Genomic DNA, 18072 nt, shown 5'->3' with positions numbered 1-18072 from the left:
TTTAGGATCCAACCAGATCAGACCCGATTCGGATATGTGTGGCGCCCTCTTCTACAGCAATCCGGTAATCATTGCTCATGCCCATAGATAAGTTATCACATGGCGCATATGCCAGATGTTCGGCTTTTATGGTCTCCCTCAACGAGACCAATCGCCTAAAAATCGCCCGCAACCGATCTTCATCGTCAGTATGTGGAGCCATGGTCATTAATCCGACGATCCGGACGTTTTTAAACCGTTCCAATTGTTTAATAAATGAAAGCGTATCTTCAGGGCTAAGACCATGTTTCGATTCCTCACCGCTGACATTCACCTGGATAAAACAATCAATAGGTCTTGCTGCCCGCTTATTAATTTCTTTGGCAAGCGACAGCCGATCCAACGAATGAATGGCATCAACTTTACCAATCACGTCTTTCACTTTTCTCGATTGCAATGTGCCGATAAAGTGCCAAGATGCTCTGTCCTGTATGTAATCGTGTTTTTCCAGTAATCCTTCCATACGATTTTCGCCAAGATTTTTGATTCCTGCATTGATGGCTTCCTCTGTTCGCTCTATTGTAACATATTTCGTTACGCCAATTATGGTTATTTCATCAGGATTTCGATGACTATTTTTGCAGGCTTGTTCAATCGTTTGTCTGATATGGGTCAAGTTATCTGCTACATCCATTATATCCCTGTCCTCCCCCATTCAATCATTTTCGTAACCAATATAGCCGAGCATCCTGCCTGTTTTACCCTGATCACGCCGATGCGAGAAAAATAAGGTTTCGTCACGGAATGTGCAATAATGTGTTATATCTATATTATGACGTAAAACACCTTGTTGTAAAAGGATTTCAACGTTTAATTGCTTTAAATCAAGCAAAAAACGATTACTTCCTTGATCGGTGACAGTTCTTTCAAAAAATGCGTCCGGAATATGGTTCACCACTCGCTCGTCAACCTCGTAGGCATCACCCGATATGCTTGGACCAATCGCGACATGTATGTCAGCCGGATCTGCCCCAGCCGATTGCAATGCTTCAACCATCTTTCGCCCAATTCGATTGACCGTTCCTTTCCAACCTGCATGGGCAATACCAACATATCCAGATGATGGATCAAGAAAATAGATCGGGACACAATCAGCGAAGAACGCGGTACACAAAATACCTTGTCGGTTCGTCATCAGCCCGTCAATTTGCTTTAGTGATGTATCGTACTGACGTGATCCTTTCCCTTTGTCATCATCGGTCACAATATGAACGTTCGTCTGGTGTATCTGCTCTCCGGATACCCAGGACGCCATTGGAATATGAACGGCTTCCGCCAGCTTTCGTCTATTGGCCAATACATCTTCTGTGTAATCCGGTACATGTAAACCGAGGTTCAATGTAGCAAAAGGAGCTGCAGAAACACCGCCATTTCTTGTAGTGAAACCCGCCTTCAGACCAGATCTTAACTGCTGCCATTTTCCCAATTCTAAAGTTGATGCTGTCAGCTGCCGGAATGGTTCTGTCATTCGCTTTCCTCCTAATCGGCGTTAAGTGCTTGTTCCATTCTATCATATTTTCGCCATTATTCGAGCAATTGTTGTTCCGAATAAAGCGAAGGCGTTTTTACCTCTTTAACCAATATGACATCAGCACCGATAACCTCAATATAGTTCCAGGGAATAATGAGCTCATCAGATTTTCCGAAAAAACCTGATTTCTTGTCTTTTGCGACAATCACCAGCGCTGTTATCTTCCCATTCTCCCCGTCAATTTCCAAATCAGTTATATGGCCCAGTCGCTTGCCGTCGTTCATGACGATAACTTCTTTAATTTGCAGTTCGGATAACGTTACCACCTGTCTCACCTGCCTCTTATTAGACATTTATATGCAGACAGATACCAGAAATATTATGTTTTCCCTTTTTTAATATAATCGAAATCCAATCCTAAAAAGGGGCATCAGAAATCAAAATTTTTGGCTCTTAACCAAAATCTAAGGTTGACAAGTTAGATGAATATTTGATGTAGGCGACCGCTACGGAAAAACACTACGCTTTCCGTGGGCTTGTCCTCAGCCTCCTCGAAAAAGAAGAGCACTTTTTCTGCGGGGTCTTCACACTGCGCATTCCCACAGGAGTCTTCGTGTTTTTCCTCCGCTAACCAGCTTATCATTATCATTTTTATTCATTCATTTCAACCATAGATTTTGATGTTGATCCAAATTTTAAAAAAACAATAGGAAAAGCGCGGGGCGCCTTGTTCACCCCCGAAAAGCTTAAGCAAGAATTTGCAGTGGCGGGTTTGGCCACGTAAAATTATTGCTTAAGATCTCGAGGGGGTAGGCGCTGGCCGGCTAAGTTCGGCACGTCCTGTGCCAACGCCGGCACTAGTACGTCCTGTACGTCGAAGCTGGACATGGCTATTGCTGACAAAGAGCTTGATATAACCGAAAATTTTATACTTTCTTATCTTTCTAAAAAAACGACCCCAAATAAGATTTGGCGTCGTTTTAGGTGTAGAGATATACGGTTGTGTTGATGGTCGTGGTTAGCCCCCTTGTTTTTTGAAATGTCCGCCGGCAATTACAACCAACGGATATTGTTCTTCTACTTATTCGAACATTTCTTTATTCATTTGATCGATAGCCCCTTTTTCAAGACGGGAGACCTGAGCTTGGGATATCCCGATTTCTTCAGCCACCTCCATTTGAGTTTTCCCTTGAAAAAATCGTTTGTTCAGGATTGTGTTTTCACGTTCATTAAGCTGGTACATGCCCTCTTTAAGTGAGAGCTTATCAACCCAAAGGGAATCTTTATCTTTATCATCGCTTAGTTGATCCATGACATAGATTGGATCGCCACCATCGTTGTAAATTGGTTCGAATAGTGATACCGGGTCCTGAATGGCATCCATCGCAAACACAATATCGGAATGGTCAACATCCATTTCTTCAGCTATTTCCATTGCTGTCGGTTCTTTAGACGTTTTACTGATTAATCTTTCTCTGACTTGAAGAGCCTTATAGGCCGTGTCCCGCAAAGACCTTGATACCCTGATTGGATTGTTGTCACGCAGGTATCGTCTGATTTCACCGATGATCATCGGTACAGCATAAGTGGAAAACTTAACATTATGTCCTAAATCAAAATTATCAATTGATTTCATGAGTCCAATACAACCAACCTGGAACAAATCATCACCATATTCACCGCGATTATTGAAGCGCTGAATAACACTTAACACGAGACGCAAATTACCATTTACCAGTTCCTCTCTTGCTGTGATATTACCAGCTTGCATTTGTTTGAATAATTCACGCATTTCCTCGTTCTTCAGTACAGGTAATTTGGATGTATCTACTCCGCAAATTTCTACTTTATGTTTTGTCATATTCTACCCTCCCGGTGGAGATGCTGTTCAAGAGAAGTATCTCCCCATAGGAGGGTTTTTATGCAATCAGGTATGTCTTATGAAGCGTATTAAAATGCTTTCAAATCATGTCAGAGTAAGTCAAACCATTTTGTTAAATTCTTTTTGCAGGCGTCTGATAATTTTCTTTTCTAAGCGGGAAATATAAGATTGTGAAATCCCCAGCATATCCGCCACATCTTTTTGAGTTTTTTCTTCATGGCCAATCAGTCCAAAGCGAAGTTCCATAATCTGTTTTTCCCGGGCATTCAGCTGTGAAAGGGCATTTTTCAGTAAACGTTTATCGACATTTGTTTCGATATCTCTTGTGATGATATCTTCCTCTGTGCCAAGAACGTCTGACAGCAATAATTCGTTGCCATCCCAATCAATATTCAGCGGTTCATCAAAGGAAATTTCGGACTTCAGTTTATTATTCCTTCTTAGGTACATTAATATTTCATTTTCAATACATCTTGAAGCATACGTGGCAAGCTTTATTTTCTTTTCAGGGTTAAACGTATTGACAGCTTTAATTAATCCAATTGTACCGATGCTGATCAGGTCTTCAATATTGATTCCGGTGTTTTCGAACTTTCGGGCAATATAAACGACCAGACGCAGGTTTCGTTCAATCAGCATGGCTCTGGCAGACTTATCACCTTCAGGAAGCAGTTCCAGGAGACGTTTTTCTTCTTCTTTTGATAAAGGCGGCGGTAGCGCTTCACTGCCGCCTATGTAATAAATTTCGTCTGTTTTGACGCCAAGTTTAAACAGTATTTTATACCACCATAAACGTATACGAAGTCTGAATAGTTTCAATGCAAGTCGCTCCTTTTTGGATTTTTTGGTATATATAGAATTTTAATCCGCTTTGGCAAGTTTTTTCTCATATTAAGCCGAAACAGATGAGGCCAGCTTTATAATTTGCGGATGTAAAAGACAATGATAAGACCCGTCTTTCGTCAACTCGGCAAATTGGATACCGATCAACACCTTATGTGTCATAATTTCGTTATCGTCATAATCAATGGTGATGTTATCCGGTTTAATAGCCAGCATAAAATTGCGGCTGCCTTCAACGCCCTGAAACGGAACAATGTGTATTCGCTTTTCCCAGCCTTCCGGAAGCATTTCAAAATTGAGCGTATCATGAGCTGTTTTCAGCATCGCCCAATCAGCTTCCGTAAACCATTGTTTTAAAAAATATTCGTCACAAATAATAACCGGTTTCTTGGTCAATGGGTCTGTCAGCTGGTTACCACTGTCAATATAAGCTGACGTTGAGTGATTGATCCGTTGAATTTGAATCGTAACCGCACATAATTGATCGTAACGGATTTTCTCGGTGGCGTGCCTGTCCATACGTCTCTTGGTGAAATACCAGCTCAACGGGAAACCGATGACGACAAACAGCCAGCTGACAGGGGCGCCATAACCGCTGTTAAATGTGAGAATCCCATTTGCAGACACATCTGCAGGATTCTGAAAAAGAAAGTGTACCGCTATCAATCCTCCCCCTATCGAAAATGTTGTAAAGTAAAATAAGAGCCATAACTTGATCATCCGATAGATCGAATAAATGTTGAAACTGCATAAAATAATAATAACTGAATAGATCAGCTTGCCTGGCATACTATTAGCAAATGAATCGGGATAATAAATGGTGATCGGCACCAATAATGAAGCTATAAAGGCACCGAAAATAACCCTGCGCTTTCTTGTGCTGTCCTTTGCCAGTGCCTGTGTCAGCATCAGCAGCATCATATCCAGAAGAAAATTCAATAACCAGACAGCATCAAGATAGATCGTCACACTGTTCTTCCTTTCCTGTTATTAATTTCTTAACACCGGATGGTCGAAAAACCCGGTACAAATGAGACTTCAATATTTTCGTTCTACTGAAAGTTACTTTTGAATGTCTCTACTAGGAAGTATAGTGGTATTGAAGAGCAAAGTCTGTCATTTCATGAAGGATAAATGGGGCTAATTTTAACGACTTATCAATGAATTTGTCACATCGTTTTTAAATGTGTTTATTAAATACAAAAAGAGCAACCAGTTGGCGTCTGATTGCTCTTTCTCAATTCATTATTACTTTTTAGCGGTTCCGATTCCGATTCCGTAAAAAGGTCGGAATATCCAATTCATCATCCTGTGTAGTCGGACGACTTTCGTGAACCTGTTGTTGTTTCTGTTCACGCTGCGGCTCTTCTGTTGACTTTGTCGCTGCATGTTGATTATGGTTGATAACCGGGCGTTGACGAGGCTGACTATCGTCCCGTTGATTTTCATCAAAACCCGTCGCAATCACCGTTACAATAATTTCATCTTTCAGGTTTTCGTTAATAACCGAGCCAAAGATAACATTCACTTCACTATCAGCAGCTGATGTAACCAGATCAGCTGCTTCCTGAACTTCGTAAAGACTTAAACTGGTGCCGCCGGTAATGTTCATGAGAATGCCATGTGCTCCATCCACAGATGTTTCCAAAAGTGGTGACGAAATGGCTTTCTTGGCTGCTTCTGTGGCACGACTTTCTCCAGTTGCAATACCAATCCCCATTAGAGCAGAACCTTTATCAAACATAATCGTTTTCACATCGGCAAAGTCCACGTTGATTAAACCAGGCTTGGCAATCAAGTCGGAAATACCTTGTACACCTTGACGTAATACATTATCTGCTTCACGGAAAGCTTCCAGCATCGGCGTATTCTTGTCGACAATTTCCAGAAGGCGGTCGTTCGGGATGACAATCAGTGTGTCCACACCCGATTTCAGTGATTCGATTCCCGATACTGCCTGTGTTGATCTCTTTTTGCCTTCAAATGTGAATGGACGCGTCACAACACCTACTGTCAGTGCACCAAGTTCTTTGGCAATCTGGGCAATAACAGGCGCTGCACCTGTACCAGTACCCCCGCCCATGCCGGCTGTCACGAAAATCATATCGGCACCCTGTAAGGCTTCTTCCAGCTGTTCTTTATTCTCTTCAGCAGCTTTCCTGCCAACTTCCGGATTTGCACCGGCTCCTAATCCGCGTGTCAATTTACCGCCAACCTGCAGTTTCGTTTCCGCTTTTGATAGATTCAAAGCCTGTGCATCTGTGTTCACAGCAATGAACTCAACACCTTCAACGCCATGTTCAATCATGCGGTTAACAGCATTACTGCCGCCACCGCCTACTCCAATAACTTTTATTGTTGCCAGCTGGTCCATATTCGTTTCAAACTCTAACATACAACCGTTCCTCCTAATATGCTGAATTACAACGCATTAACTACTATCCCCTGATGGCCGGACATACCTGAAAAGCGCGTTAATAGATTAAGTACATGTCATTTTGTTTAATCAAAGAAATATTTAAACAAATTGGCGATCCCGGATTCCTTCTTTTTTGGTTTAGCCGGTGCATCCGAGCTTCCCGACTTTTTAGTACGTTTTGGTTTCGGTTCGCCCTGGTTAGCTGCTACAGAAGGTAAAAGCTCTTTTCCTTGTATTTTCGCATTACGATAAGCAAATTGCAAGATACCTACACCAGCTGTAAACTGTGGCTCTCTTACACCTATGTAGTCAGGAATCGCAACACGGACGTTTAACTGAAATAAGTCCTGTGCAAGTTCCATAACACCCGGCATTTTCATTGTACCGCCTGTCAGAACATATCCACCAGGTAATTGCTGGTAGCCCATCCGGCGTATTTCCCGTTCTGCGTATGCATAAATCTCTTCAAGTCTTGCTTCAATCATGTCGGAAATTTGCAGTTGATTATACGTTTCCCGATGGTTACTGCCGATGATCGATGCCTCAAAGGTCTCATCTTCCTGAGCATCATCATAGAAAGCATGTCCATAGTTCAACTTGATATCTTCTGCTTCTTCTGTTGATGTTCGTAATCCAATGGATAGATCCTTGGTAATGTTGTCGCCACCCAATGGAATAGCACTTGTGCCGGCAAGATGATCATTTTCAAAAACAGAAACTGTCGTAGAACCACCGCCGACATCGATTAATGTCACGCCAAGGTTTTTCTCATCACCGGATAGAGCAACCGTCCCGGCAGCGAGAGGCTGCAAACAAATATCCGAAATTTTTAAGCCGGCACGTTCCACACATTTCAACAGGTTATGTAACACTGTTCTGGAACACGTAATGATGGTCCCTTCCATTTCCAGTCTCACACCAATCATGCCGCGGGGGTCATTTATCTCATCAAGCCCATCAACGATAAACTGTTTTGGGATGACATCAATGATTTCACGCTCTGGTGGAATGGAGACAACTTGTGCACCGTCAATCACCCGTTTGATATCTTCATCACCGATTTCCCGGTCTTCACTCTGAACTGCCACGACCCCGTGACAGGGCTGCAATTGTATATGATTTCCGTTAACACCCACTATAACACTGTCAATTTGCATCCCAACCATTCTTTCTGCCTGCTCTACCGCATTTCTGATCGATTGAACAGTTTGGTCGATGTCAACAATTGCTCCTTTTTTCATACCATTCGATTTTGCAGTACCGACCCCTATAATATTCAGAGAGTCGTTTAACACTTCGCCAATAATAACTTTAATTTTTGATGTACCTATATCAAGACTCACTAGTATTTCACTGTTGTTCAAGGAAAGGCACCTCCTGATTCAGAAGCATCTGATATATTGCCTTTAATTATTCAGATGGTTTTTTCACTTCTATTTAAAAGCCTGTAATCCATTATTTTAAAGGAATACGTACAAAAAGAAAATATCTATTGGTTAATTCTATAAAAAACCAGTAAAATCCTTTTATTTTCGTGATTTTTGTTCAGGAAAATTTTGCTTATTGTTCATTTTCATCGTCGGATTCCTGCGTATCGCTATTCTCTTCCGCCGTGTTAAATTCTTCAAAATAAGCACCGGCACCAATATGTATAATTCCCTTACTTTCAGGGTCCAACTGTGAAACAATTGATGGATAAACGCTCATATTAGCGGCGAAATTTCTGATGGTGCCGTCAACGATGTATCCATCGTTCATATACAGTACAATTTTTCGCTTATTCTCATCGCTTGGCTGCCAATGAATTTCCGATATCAGTTCCAAAATACTTTCCGGCAAATTTTTCAGTTCCTCTGTCATCTCTTTTAAGTAAGCTTCATCAGAAAAACCAATCAAAAGCGGCGCATCACCGCTGACTGTTTGTTGTTTCATATTTTCAGGAACCTTGCCGTTACCTAATATGGGATAATAGTTTTCATTTTTTTGAGTATAACCGACATGTGCGAATTCGGTTATCGTGATTTCGATTGCCCACGGGAGTTTTCGATCCACTTCAGCACGCTGAATAACCGGATGATCACTAATAGCCTGGCTTGCGTCCGATTCACTTACTGACCATATATTCTTACCTTTGGCAATACTCGTTTGCCCAACGATTTTTTCATCCGGTATCAACGAATTCCCGTGAACGTCAATTGTTCTCACATGACTCAGCGGTGATTGAAGATAAACAATAATGGAGATTAAAAAGAAAAAAATAGAAAGATAAAATATGAGACGGCGATTCGCTTTCTTTTTACGCTCTTGTTTCAGCGTTGGTATACGGTCTTCTATTGAAACAACTCTCTTTTTCCCCATTTCCATTTCTTCCTTTATCTATCATTTGTCAAACATTAAAGCAAGTATTCAAAAAGGAGGATAAAAAGGACCGTCATCGGCTAAATTCGCGACGTCAATCGCCGACGCCGATATTACCACGTTCTGTGCGTCGAAGTTAGAGACGGCGTAGCTTTGAGCACGGGCCACGATGTGGTGACTCCTGCGTTGGCGATTGACGTGGGCGGTTTTGGCAGAAAATCCTCTGTCGATGTGTCATTATTACCGGACTTTTTGAACAGCCTCTTGTAAAGTTGCCAAGAAGAAAACGGCACCTTGCAATGCCGTTCATCAACTGTTATTCGAATTATATCATAGATTTCAGAGGAATACGTAGTAAACTTGTACCAGATTCAATAAAATTTTCATCACTTCAACCTTACACAGGTGAACGAGCATCGTGGTTTTTCAATACAGAGAGGCTCAGAGTCTTGAATACCTGCTAATATTTAACAAAATTCCCGCAGAACAAAGTGTTAAGGTTAATGAGGAACCACCGTAACTTAAAAATGGAAGCGTGATGCCCGTGACGGGAATCAATCCGATGACAACGCTGATATTGATCATGACCTGAATCGTCAGCATAGATACGATGCCAAGAGCCAAAAACCGTCCATAAGCATCAGGTGCCTCCAATGCCACTTTCATTCCGCGCCAAAACAGCAGTGCAAACAAACCGATCACAAAGGTGCCACCCAGAAATCCAAGTTCTTCTCCTATGATGGCAAAAATAAAATCGTTTTGCGGTTCCGGTAAGTAAAAATATTTTTGAATGCTTTCCCCTAAACCAAGTCCCATCAATCCCCCGGGACCGATTGCATACAATGACTGGATAATCTGGAACCCGTCCCCAAGCGGGTCTTCCCAAGGATTTATAAATGCAGTAATTCGGCTGATCCGGTATGGTGCTGACAGGATCAGCAGAAGAAACCCTGCAGCACCAATCGCACCAAGCCCCACAAAATGCAAGAGTCTTGCTCCGGCAATATAAATCATAACCATACACGTTCCGACCAGCACAACACCCGTACCCAGATCAGGCTGCAGCATGATCAGCCCAAATGCAGTAAATACCAATATAAGTGATGGAAGAAACCCTTTTTTAAATGATGTTATATACTTTTGCTGAACAGACAAATAGGCTGCTAGAAAAATGATTAACCCAAGTTTCATAAACTCGGACGGCTGGACACTGAAGGCACCAACCCCTATCCAGCTTTGAGCTCCCCCCCGTTCCATGCCGATTCCTGGAATAAGGACTGCCAGCAATAATAGAAAACAGGCCAGTAAAATGATTTTACTGTATTTCTTCCAGTTGCCATACGGAATGATCATAAAAAAGAACATGCCAATAACGCCGACGCCACAAAACAACAACTGGCGTTTTAAATAAAAAAATTGGTCTGCATACTTATACTCAGCCCATACGTATGAAGAACTGTAAACCATGACAGCGCCGAGTAACAGCAACAACAGGATAACAGCAAACAACGTATAGTCTGGTGCATACCGAGTTCTGAACAGTTTTTGAAACAAAAAAACACCCCGTTTCCAGATTAATTGGAATAGGGGCTCTCAGCATTTTCTGACCTCAGACTTCTGATTAGACAAGCCCCTACATTAGTGTATGCACGGCTTGTATAAACATGTCACCCCGTTCTTCAAATGTTCGGTACTGATCCCAGCTGGCACAGGCGGGAGACAGTAATACGACATCGTCGGGTTCAGACAGGTCATATGCTTGAATGACCGCTTCATTCATATTTCCAGCCTTTCTTATGGAAGGTACGCCGGTTTCATGAGCCACCCGCTTCAGTTTATCCTGGGTTTCACCAATCAGGACGATCCCTCTCACATTTTGTAAAAACGGCTTTAAATCATCAAATTCATTACCACGGTCAAGTCCTCCTGCAAGCAGGATGACGGGTTGCTTAAAAGACAATAATGCCTTTTGTGTTGCCAGCATATTGGTTGCTTTGGAATCATTATAAAACACACGATCATGAATTTTTTCAACAAATTGAAGTCGGTGCCTGACAGCTGAAAACGTCGTCAGTGTGTTATAAATGGCTTGATTCGTCGCGCCACTTAGTTTTGCTGCACAAACAGCGGCCAGGATATTTTCAAGATTATGATCGCCTGCCAGAACGATGTCTTCTTTATCAATCAGTTTTTCTTTCTTGAAGTAGACACTGGTTTTGTCTGCCCAGGCGCCGTTCTCCACCTGTTGTTTTAACGAAAATGGAATTTTAACCGATTTTGCGGAAATGACGGCTTCTGTCACAGTGGGATCGTCTGCGTTATAGATCAGATAATCGTCAGCTGTCTGGTTGGCAAAAATATTGCATTTGGCATTTTTATAATTCTCAAATGTTTTATGGTAATCAAGATGTGCCTGGAAAATATTTAACAAAACGGCTATTTTCGGTTTAAATGTTTGAACACCCAACAATTGAAACGACGATAATTCCAAGACCATTTTTTCATCTTTTTTTAGTGATTGGGCGACTTCAGTTGCGACATAGCCAATATTGCCCGCTATTTTGACGGCCTGGTCACTCTTCTTGAGCATTTCAGTCGTTAGCGTTGTTGTCGTGGTTTTACCATTGGATCCGGTTATACCGATCATAGCCGCCTCTGATAACTTGCCGGCAAGTTCTATCTCAGTAATAATGGGTATGTCGCGCCTGGATGCTTCCAACAGTAAAGGTGTATCGTAAGGGATACCCGGATTCTTAACGATGATTTCCATCCCATCCAGTACTGATAATGGATGAGAACCGGTAACCACCTCAGCACCCATTGATGTTAATTCATCAACAAGCGGATCAGCGTCACCCGCGTTCCGATCATTCACACGGACATGTTTTCCGCTTTCCAGCAAAAGTCTGGCAGCAGCGGTACCGCTTTTAGCCAGGCCTAACACAAGTACATGACGATAAGGAAAGTTTGTCAGTTGTTTCAAGCTATCCACACCTCGATATAAACACCAAGCGCCGCAAATATTAGACCTATAAGCCAAAAGGTGGTCACGACACGCCATTCAGACCACCCAAGCAGCTCATAATGATGGTGAAGCGGGCTCATTTTAAAGATTCGTTTGCCGGTTGTCTTAAACGAAATAACCTGGATAATGACCGAAAGCGTTTCGATGACAAATACACCACCGATAATGATTAAAATGATTTCCAGCTTTGTCAAAATAGCTATTGCGGCAAGACTCCCGCCTAATGCCAATGACCCCGTATCGCCCATGAATACTTTGGCAGGGTGAGCATTGAATACTAAAAATCCTAAGAGGGCACCAACCATTGCTAATGAAAAAATAGTTATCTCATTTTGTGGAAATCCATACCAGGCCAAAATCCCAAATGCACCAAACGCAATGGCTGCAGTCCCCGCAAGCAGGCCATCCAGTCCATCGGTTAAGTTTACGGCATTGGATGCGCCAACCAGCATAACAACCGTTAAGAGTGCATACCCCCAACCAAGCTCCCACTGGATCGATGTTCCTGGTATTTGAATATAAGTAGCATAATCATTATAGTGCAAAATAAAATAAAAGATAAATGCAATGACTAATTGACCGGCCATTTTCTGTTTAGACGTCAGACCGAGATTCCGTTTCATGGCCACCTTAATAAAGTCATCCAAAAAACCTAACAATCCGTATCCGACCAGCACAAAAATGAGCAGCCACATTTCGTAGCCGATCGAACCTCCATTATATTTATTGATCATGATGATTGACGTGGCAACAACACTGACAACAATCATGATACCGCCCATGGTTGGGGTTCCCGTTTTCTTAATATGTGACTGTGGACCTTCTTCCCGAATACTTTGACCAAACTTCAAACGACGTAAAAATGGAATGAAAATTGGTGATAGAAGGACGGTAATCAGAAATGCTATGGCGATTGTCATGATTAAAACATACATATTCACTGTTTCTCCTCCTCTTGCAGCAACCGTCCGTATTTATTGTGATGGATCTTTCACGTAATGAACAAGTGTTTCAAACTGCATCCCCCGTGAAGCTTTGAATAAGATCAGGGTTTCCCTTGTCACATATTCCTCCAAAGCCGTTCGGAGTGTATTTTTTGATGTGAAATGGCGACAATCCATTGCCGGATACTGCTGTTTAACACGCGATGATATCTCCTCTGCATCTTCGCCCAACGTCAGAACAGCCGTTACTGAATCATCGATGCTGTCTGCAACCGACCGGTGAAGCGGTTTTGCGTGTACACCAAGTTCAAAAACGTCACCTAACACCAGTACTTTTTGCCGGAACCCTTCCAACTGTTTCACAGCGTTGATGCTTGCCTTCATCGACGTTGGTGAAGCATTATAGGCATCATTAATAATCGATGAACCGTTTTGACCGCTTATTAACTCAAATCGCATCCCTGTCAATTCCAATCCTACTAATGCCTGCTTCACTTTATCGTTTGCTACCTTAAGCTGACTGGCAACGGTTATAGCAAACGCCGCATTCAGTGCATGATGATTACCAAGCAATGGAATCGTATAGTTCTCACCATCTGAAAGTTCAAACTGTGTTGATTCCCGGGATATAGTGACCTTTTTGATCATGACATCATTATGGGGATCAAAACCGCATGTGATCACCTGATCGCGGTGACGCATCTCCCTTAATAGTCTTTCGTCACCATCAATCATTAAGCAACTGTTCTTAGTCATCCCACTGGTGATTTCAAGTTTTGCCTTGGCGATTCCTTCCCTAGACCCTAAATATTCAATATGGGACTCACCGATATTCGTGATGACAGCATAATCAGGTTTCGCGATTTTTGTCAGTGTTTCAATTTCACCAAAATGATTCATCCCCATTTCGACAACCAATGCTTCTGTCTCCGGAGGCATGGATAAAATCGTGAGCGGGACCCCGATCTGATTATTTAAGTTCCCTTTTGTATGGTGCGTTTTAAATGTTGTGCCGACGACTGAGGCAGTCATATCTTTCGTCGTTGTCTTACCGTTCGACCCTGTTACGCCGATGACAGTTGGATTCACCTTTTCCCTGTAGGCTGCCGCCAGTTCCTGTAGTGCTGCTAATGTATCCTCAACCAGGAATACCGGGAAATCTGCCGGTAAAAATTCTGGCAGATCCTTCTGTTTATCCCAAAGCGCGGCAGCAGCTCCCTGATCAAAGGCATCTTTCATATAGGCATGACCATCAAAGTTTTCACCGGCTAGCGGAACAAACAATGCATGATTAAATTTTTTACGGGTGTCTGTCGCCACTTCAGCAATGTCAATCCATTCCTTTGCAGCACCTTGGTAATCAGCAAATAGAGTTGTAAGCCATTGAGTGGTAAATAACATGTTAATTCTCCTTAGCCTGAATGGCCTCTTTTGCAATTTCACGGTCATCAAAGTCATGACGGGTGTGGCCGATTTCCTGGTACGTTTCGTGCCCTTTTCCGGCAATTAATATAATATCGCCCTTTTCAGCCAGATCTACTGCATGAAATATGGCATCTCTACGGTTGTCAATGACCTGATAATGATCGGCATGCAGGCCCTCCGTCATATCATCCAGTATCGCCTGCGGATCTTCCGTACGGGGGTTGTCTGATGTAAACACTGCCTGATCCGCATATTTCAGCGCAATTGAGGCCATTAACGGGCGTTTTGTCTTATCACGATCGCCGCCGCAGCCGACCACAACATAGACGTGATTTTCCGCAAATCCTTTGATCGTTTGCAGTACATTCTCCAGTGAATCAGGTGTATGTGCATAATCTACAACTGCAGCAAAATCCTGTGAGCCATCCACAGCCTGAAACCTTCCACTTACGCCCTGAACAGTTTCAAGTGCACCCTTAATCACCTTGAGCGGTATATCCGCACATATGGCAGCCGCACTTGCCGCCAGCATATTATATACATTGAATTTGCCGATAAGATGGCTGTTTATCTGAACAGTTCCGATTGGCGTATCCATGGTGAACGCTGTTTCCGTAACATCAAGATGTATATTTGTTGCTCTTACCTGCGCACCGTTCTGACAGCCATATGTGATCACGTGCTGTGCTGTACTTCTCTTTAGAAACGTATAATTCGGATCATCCTCATTGATGACGGCAAATTTTTTCTGCCGTTCATTATAGGTATTCCCCAACTGTGCGAACAAAAGACTTTTTGCATGTAAATAATCGTTCATATCTTTATGATAGTCCAAATGATCCTGTGACAAATTCGTAAATACGGCGATATCAAAATCACAGCCGTAAACACGCCCCATGTCCAGCGCATGGGATGATACCTCCATAATAGCCGTCTCAACATTTTGCTTGTTCATCTGATGGAATGCCTTCTGTAAATATAATGCGTCAGGGGTTGTATTATGTACGGGGTAAGCATCCCCGCCTATTTTCATTTGGATCGTGCCAATAAGACCGGTTTTTTTCTTATATTGCTGAAAAATCGATTCCAACAGGTAAGTGACCGTCGTTTTGCCGTTTGTTCCAGTTACACCAATAAGCGGAAATTGCCGGGTCGGATCGTCATAAAACCTTGAAGCGACGATCGCCATGGCGCGCGATGTATCATCAACTTGAATCACCGGAACTGAAGCTTTCACTTCTTTCTCCGTCAATACGGCACATGCCCCATTATGAATCGCCTGGTCGATAAAATCATGACCATCAACTGTAAAACCTTCAATACAAATAAACAGGTTTCCGTTTGCAATATTTCTGGAATCCGTCTCAACCCCGCTGATCTCTATATCGTCCAGTGTTGCTGAAGCATGATAAAACGGTAATACGGTCAGTAAATCTGATAATCTCATTTCAAACACCCTATTCTGCAATGTTAATCTCAGTTCACAAGTTAAAAAAGGCGCAGAAGCCGGGTATGGCTCCCGCTGGCATAAACTGATTGATTTCATACATTCTTATCTCTTAAAAAGTCGTGGAACCAGCTCATAAGCCGGCTCTGGTCACACATTAAATTGATCCGCAACTGTTTCAAGATGTTGGAACGTGTACTTAAAACAGATAAGCCTTTTACATTATAGCAAAAATTTAGCTTGTTCACGATGAATTTTTCTCAGATAAATAAATTCTTATTTTTTCCCCTTGTTCGATTTTTGTTCCCGGACTTGGTGCCTGATCAATGATGTAGTCCCCCGAACCACTCGTTTCAATCGACAAGTTCGTCTGATATTCAATTAAATCTTCCTTCTTCTGACCAATCAAATCCGGTACTTCAATCGGTGGCTGATCCGGCCAGGTATATTCCTTATCAAGACCGCCTTTACGCGGCTCGACACCCATTGCACGTAAACTGTCCCCGATAATGGTTCCAACGACCGGTCCTGCAATAGGGCCACCGAACTGCACCGTGCCTTTCGGATTATCAATGGCAACATAAACAACGATTTCAGGGTCATCAGCCGGGGCAAATCCCATAAAGGAGACAATATGATTATCTGTCAGGTAATTGCCGTCAGGACCGACTTTTTGGGCTGTACCTGTTTTGCCGCCGACACGATAGCCGTCAACGTATGCAGGGCGGCCGGTTCCCTTAGCAACGACACTTTCAAGCGCTTTACGGACTTCCTCTGACGTTGATTCGGAAATAATGTTTTCCCTTAACGTCGGCTCCACTTTTTCAACGGATTTGTTCGTCTGCGGGTCAATCCATTCCTTTGCAATGAACGGTTCATATAACTTCCCGCCATTCACTGCTGCAGAAACGGCCATAACTTGCTGGATAGGCGTTACGGAAACGCCCTGCCCAAAAGAAGTCGTGGCCACCTCAACCGGGCCAATATTTTCCGGGTCAAATAAGATTCCATTTCCTTCTCCGCGCAAATCAATCCCCGTTTTTTTTCCGAATCCGAAATCTTTAATATAACTAAACAATTTTTCCTTACCGAGATCAGTTCCGAGTTGAACAAATCCTGGGTTACAGGAATTTTGCACAACTTCGAGATAAGTTTGATGACCATGTCCGCCGCTCTTCCAGCAATGCAATTCTGTTCCGCCTACTGTTATATCACCATCGTCATGAAATTCATCTTTTTGGAGATCTACCGTATTTTCTTCAAGAGCGGCTGCCAATGTGATGATTTTAAAGGTTGATCCTGGTTCATAGGTACTCCATATGGGCATATTCCGATCATAAATTTCCGGGTCAACGTTCTGATAATTTTCCGGGTGAAAATTCGGCCGCGTCGCCATCCCCAAAACCCCGCCGGTATCCGGATCGACAGCAATTGCCATGGCACCGTCCGGGTTATATTGTGATTCAGCAAGGTCCAGTTCTCTTTCCATGATTGTCTGAACTTTGGAATCAATCGTCGTTTCTAAATTCAGACCATCTTCCGGCGCTTTATAATCATCCGCTATTTGCTTAAGCTTTGTCCCTTTCGCGTCGGAATAAAATGAAAGACTTCCTTCTTCACCATCCAATTTATCGTTATAATACAGTTCAAGTCCCATCAACCCCTGGTTATCAATACCCGCAAAACCCAATACATGCGATAAATAATCATCGAACGGGTAGTGACGCTTTGAATCTTTCGCCAGGTAGACACCGTCCATGTTCAACGTTCTGAATGCCTCTTCCTGGTCATTATTTATTTTTCTTCCTTCCGGATGTACACGTGTATAGACAGCGTCCCTTGTTACATATTCATATGCATCCTGTTCCGGTATGTTTAATATGTCAGCGATTTTACCGGCTGTTTCCTGAGGGTTTTTAATTTGTCTTGGTACAACAATCACAGATGGGGCCGTTACATTTTCCGCCAGCACCTCACCCTGCCTGTCCAATATTTTCCCCCGTTCAGGTTCAAATGTGATATCCCTGCTCCATGATTCATCAGCAAGCTTCATCAGTTCGTCTCCCATCAAAAACTGAACAAAGCCAAGTCTGGCATCGATAATCAGGAAGAATAATAAACCAGTAAGAAAAGCAGCAATCATTCGTTTTCGTACAGTGACAGAAGATACGCGTTTCATATACTATCCCCTTTTCATATTCATAGATAGGCTTGTATAC

Annotated in this window: 15 protein-coding genes; all 15 read right to left on the bottom strand. The window is 42.7% G+C overall.

Features of this window, described 5'->3' with window-relative positions:
* Nucleotide 1 precedes the first annotated feature (1 nt).
* The 15 genes from E4U82_RS01250 to E4U82_RS01180 all read right to left on the bottom strand — a co-directional run bounded on the left by E4U82_RS01250 (nt 2) and on the right by E4U82_RS01180 (nt 18032).
* Nucleotides 2-673: a YggS family pyridoxal phosphate-dependent enzyme gene (locus E4U82_RS01250; RefSeq protein ID WP_209300519.1), complete on the bottom strand. Its 672-nt coding sequence runs from the start codon at nt 671-673 to the stop codon at nt 2-4.
* Between the two features lie 21 nt (nt 674-694).
* Nucleotides 695-1507 (bottom strand): peptidoglycan editing factor PgeF, encoded by an 813-nt coding sequence (pgeF, locus tag E4U82_RS01245; protein WP_135108215.1) that lies wholly within the window; start codon nt 1505-1507, stop codon nt 695-697.
* A 56-nt stretch (nt 1508-1563) separates the two neighbouring features.
* Complete coding sequence (locus tag E4U82_RS01240) at nt 1564-1836, bottom strand: YlmC/YmxH family sporulation protein (RefSeq protein WP_135108214.1); 273 nt, start codon at nt 1834-1836, stop codon at nt 1564-1566.
* Nucleotides 1837-2591: 755 nt separating this feature from the next.
* Entirely contained in the window at nt 2592-3371 is a 780-nt protein-coding gene (gene sigG, locus E4U82_RS01235; protein WP_135108213.1) for an RNA polymerase sporulation sigma factor SigG, read from the bottom strand.
* A gap of 120 nt (nt 3372-3491) precedes the next feature.
* The gene (gene sigE / locus E4U82_RS01230; RefSeq protein ID WP_135108212.1) at nt 3492-4211 is read right to left on the bottom strand and encodes an RNA polymerase sporulation sigma factor SigE; all 720 of its coding nucleotides are present in this window, start codon (nt 4209-4211) and stop codon (nt 3492-3494) included.
* A 72-nt stretch (nt 4212-4283) separates the two neighbouring features.
* Complete coding sequence (gene spoIIGA, locus E4U82_RS01225) at nt 4284-5204, bottom strand: sigma-E processing peptidase SpoIIGA (protein ID WP_135108211.1); 921 nt, start codon at nt 5202-5204, stop codon at nt 4284-4286.
* 286 nt (nt 5205-5490) lie between these two features.
* Complete coding sequence (ftsZ, locus tag E4U82_RS01220) at nt 5491-6630, bottom strand: cell division protein FtsZ (protein WP_135108210.1); 1140 nt, start codon at nt 6628-6630, stop codon at nt 5491-5493.
* Nucleotides 6631-6737: 107 nt separating this feature from the next.
* On the bottom strand, nt 6738-8018 hold the full coding sequence (ftsA, locus tag E4U82_RS01215) for a cell division protein FtsA (RefSeq protein ID WP_135108209.1): 1281 nt from the start codon (nt 8016-8018) through the stop codon (nt 6738-6740).
* 196 nt (nt 8019-8214) lie between these two features.
* A complete protein-coding gene (locus E4U82_RS01210; protein ID WP_135108208.1) occupies nt 8215-9012 on the bottom strand; it encodes a cell division protein FtsQ/DivIB in 798 nt (265 codons plus the stop codon).
* Nucleotides 9013-9453: 441 nt separating this feature from the next.
* Complete coding sequence (spoVE, locus tag E4U82_RS01205; protein ID WP_425339496.1) at nt 9454-10566, bottom strand: stage V sporulation protein E; 1113 nt, start codon at nt 10564-10566, stop codon at nt 9454-9456.
* Between the two features lie 79 nt (nt 10567-10645).
* A complete protein-coding gene (murD, locus tag E4U82_RS01200) occupies nt 10646-11995 on the bottom strand; it encodes a UDP-N-acetylmuramoyl-L-alanine--D-glutamate ligase (RefSeq protein ID WP_135108207.1) in 1350 nt (449 codons plus the stop codon).
* The gene (mraY, locus tag E4U82_RS01195; protein ID WP_425339502.1) at nt 11992-12972 is read right to left on the bottom strand and encodes a phospho-N-acetylmuramoyl-pentapeptide-transferase; all 981 of its coding nucleotides are present in this window, start codon (nt 12970-12972) and stop codon (nt 11992-11994) included. Before mraY ends, murD begins: the two co-directional genes overlap by 4 nt.
* A 39-nt stretch (nt 12973-13011) precedes the next feature.
* On the bottom strand, nt 13012-14382 hold the full coding sequence (locus E4U82_RS01190; protein WP_135108205.1) for a UDP-N-acetylmuramoyl-tripeptide--D-alanyl-D-alanine ligase: 1371 nt from the start codon (nt 14380-14382) through the stop codon (nt 13012-13014).
* A 1-nt stretch (nt 14383) separates the two neighbouring features.
* On the bottom strand, nt 14384-15853 hold the full coding sequence (locus tag E4U82_RS01185; RefSeq protein ID WP_135108204.1) for a UDP-N-acetylmuramoyl-L-alanyl-D-glutamate--2,6-diaminopimelate ligase: 1470 nt from the start codon (nt 15851-15853) through the stop codon (nt 14384-14386).
* Between the two features lie 244 nt (nt 15854-16097).
* The gene (locus E4U82_RS01180) at nt 16098-18032 is read right to left on the bottom strand and encodes a stage V sporulation protein D (RefSeq protein WP_135108203.1); all 1935 of its coding nucleotides are present in this window, start codon (nt 18030-18032) and stop codon (nt 16098-16100) included.
* Between the last annotated feature and the right edge of the window lie 40 nt (nt 18033-18072).

Origin of the sequence: Lentibacillus salicampi, from assembly GCF_004565465.1 — a bacterium.
Classification (GTDB): domain Bacteria; phylum Bacillota; class Bacilli; order Bacillales; family Amphibacillaceae; genus Lentibacillus; species Lentibacillus salicampi.
The sequence above is the reverse complement of the archived record's forward strand: the minus strand, read 5'-3'. Positions and strand labels throughout refer to the sequence as shown.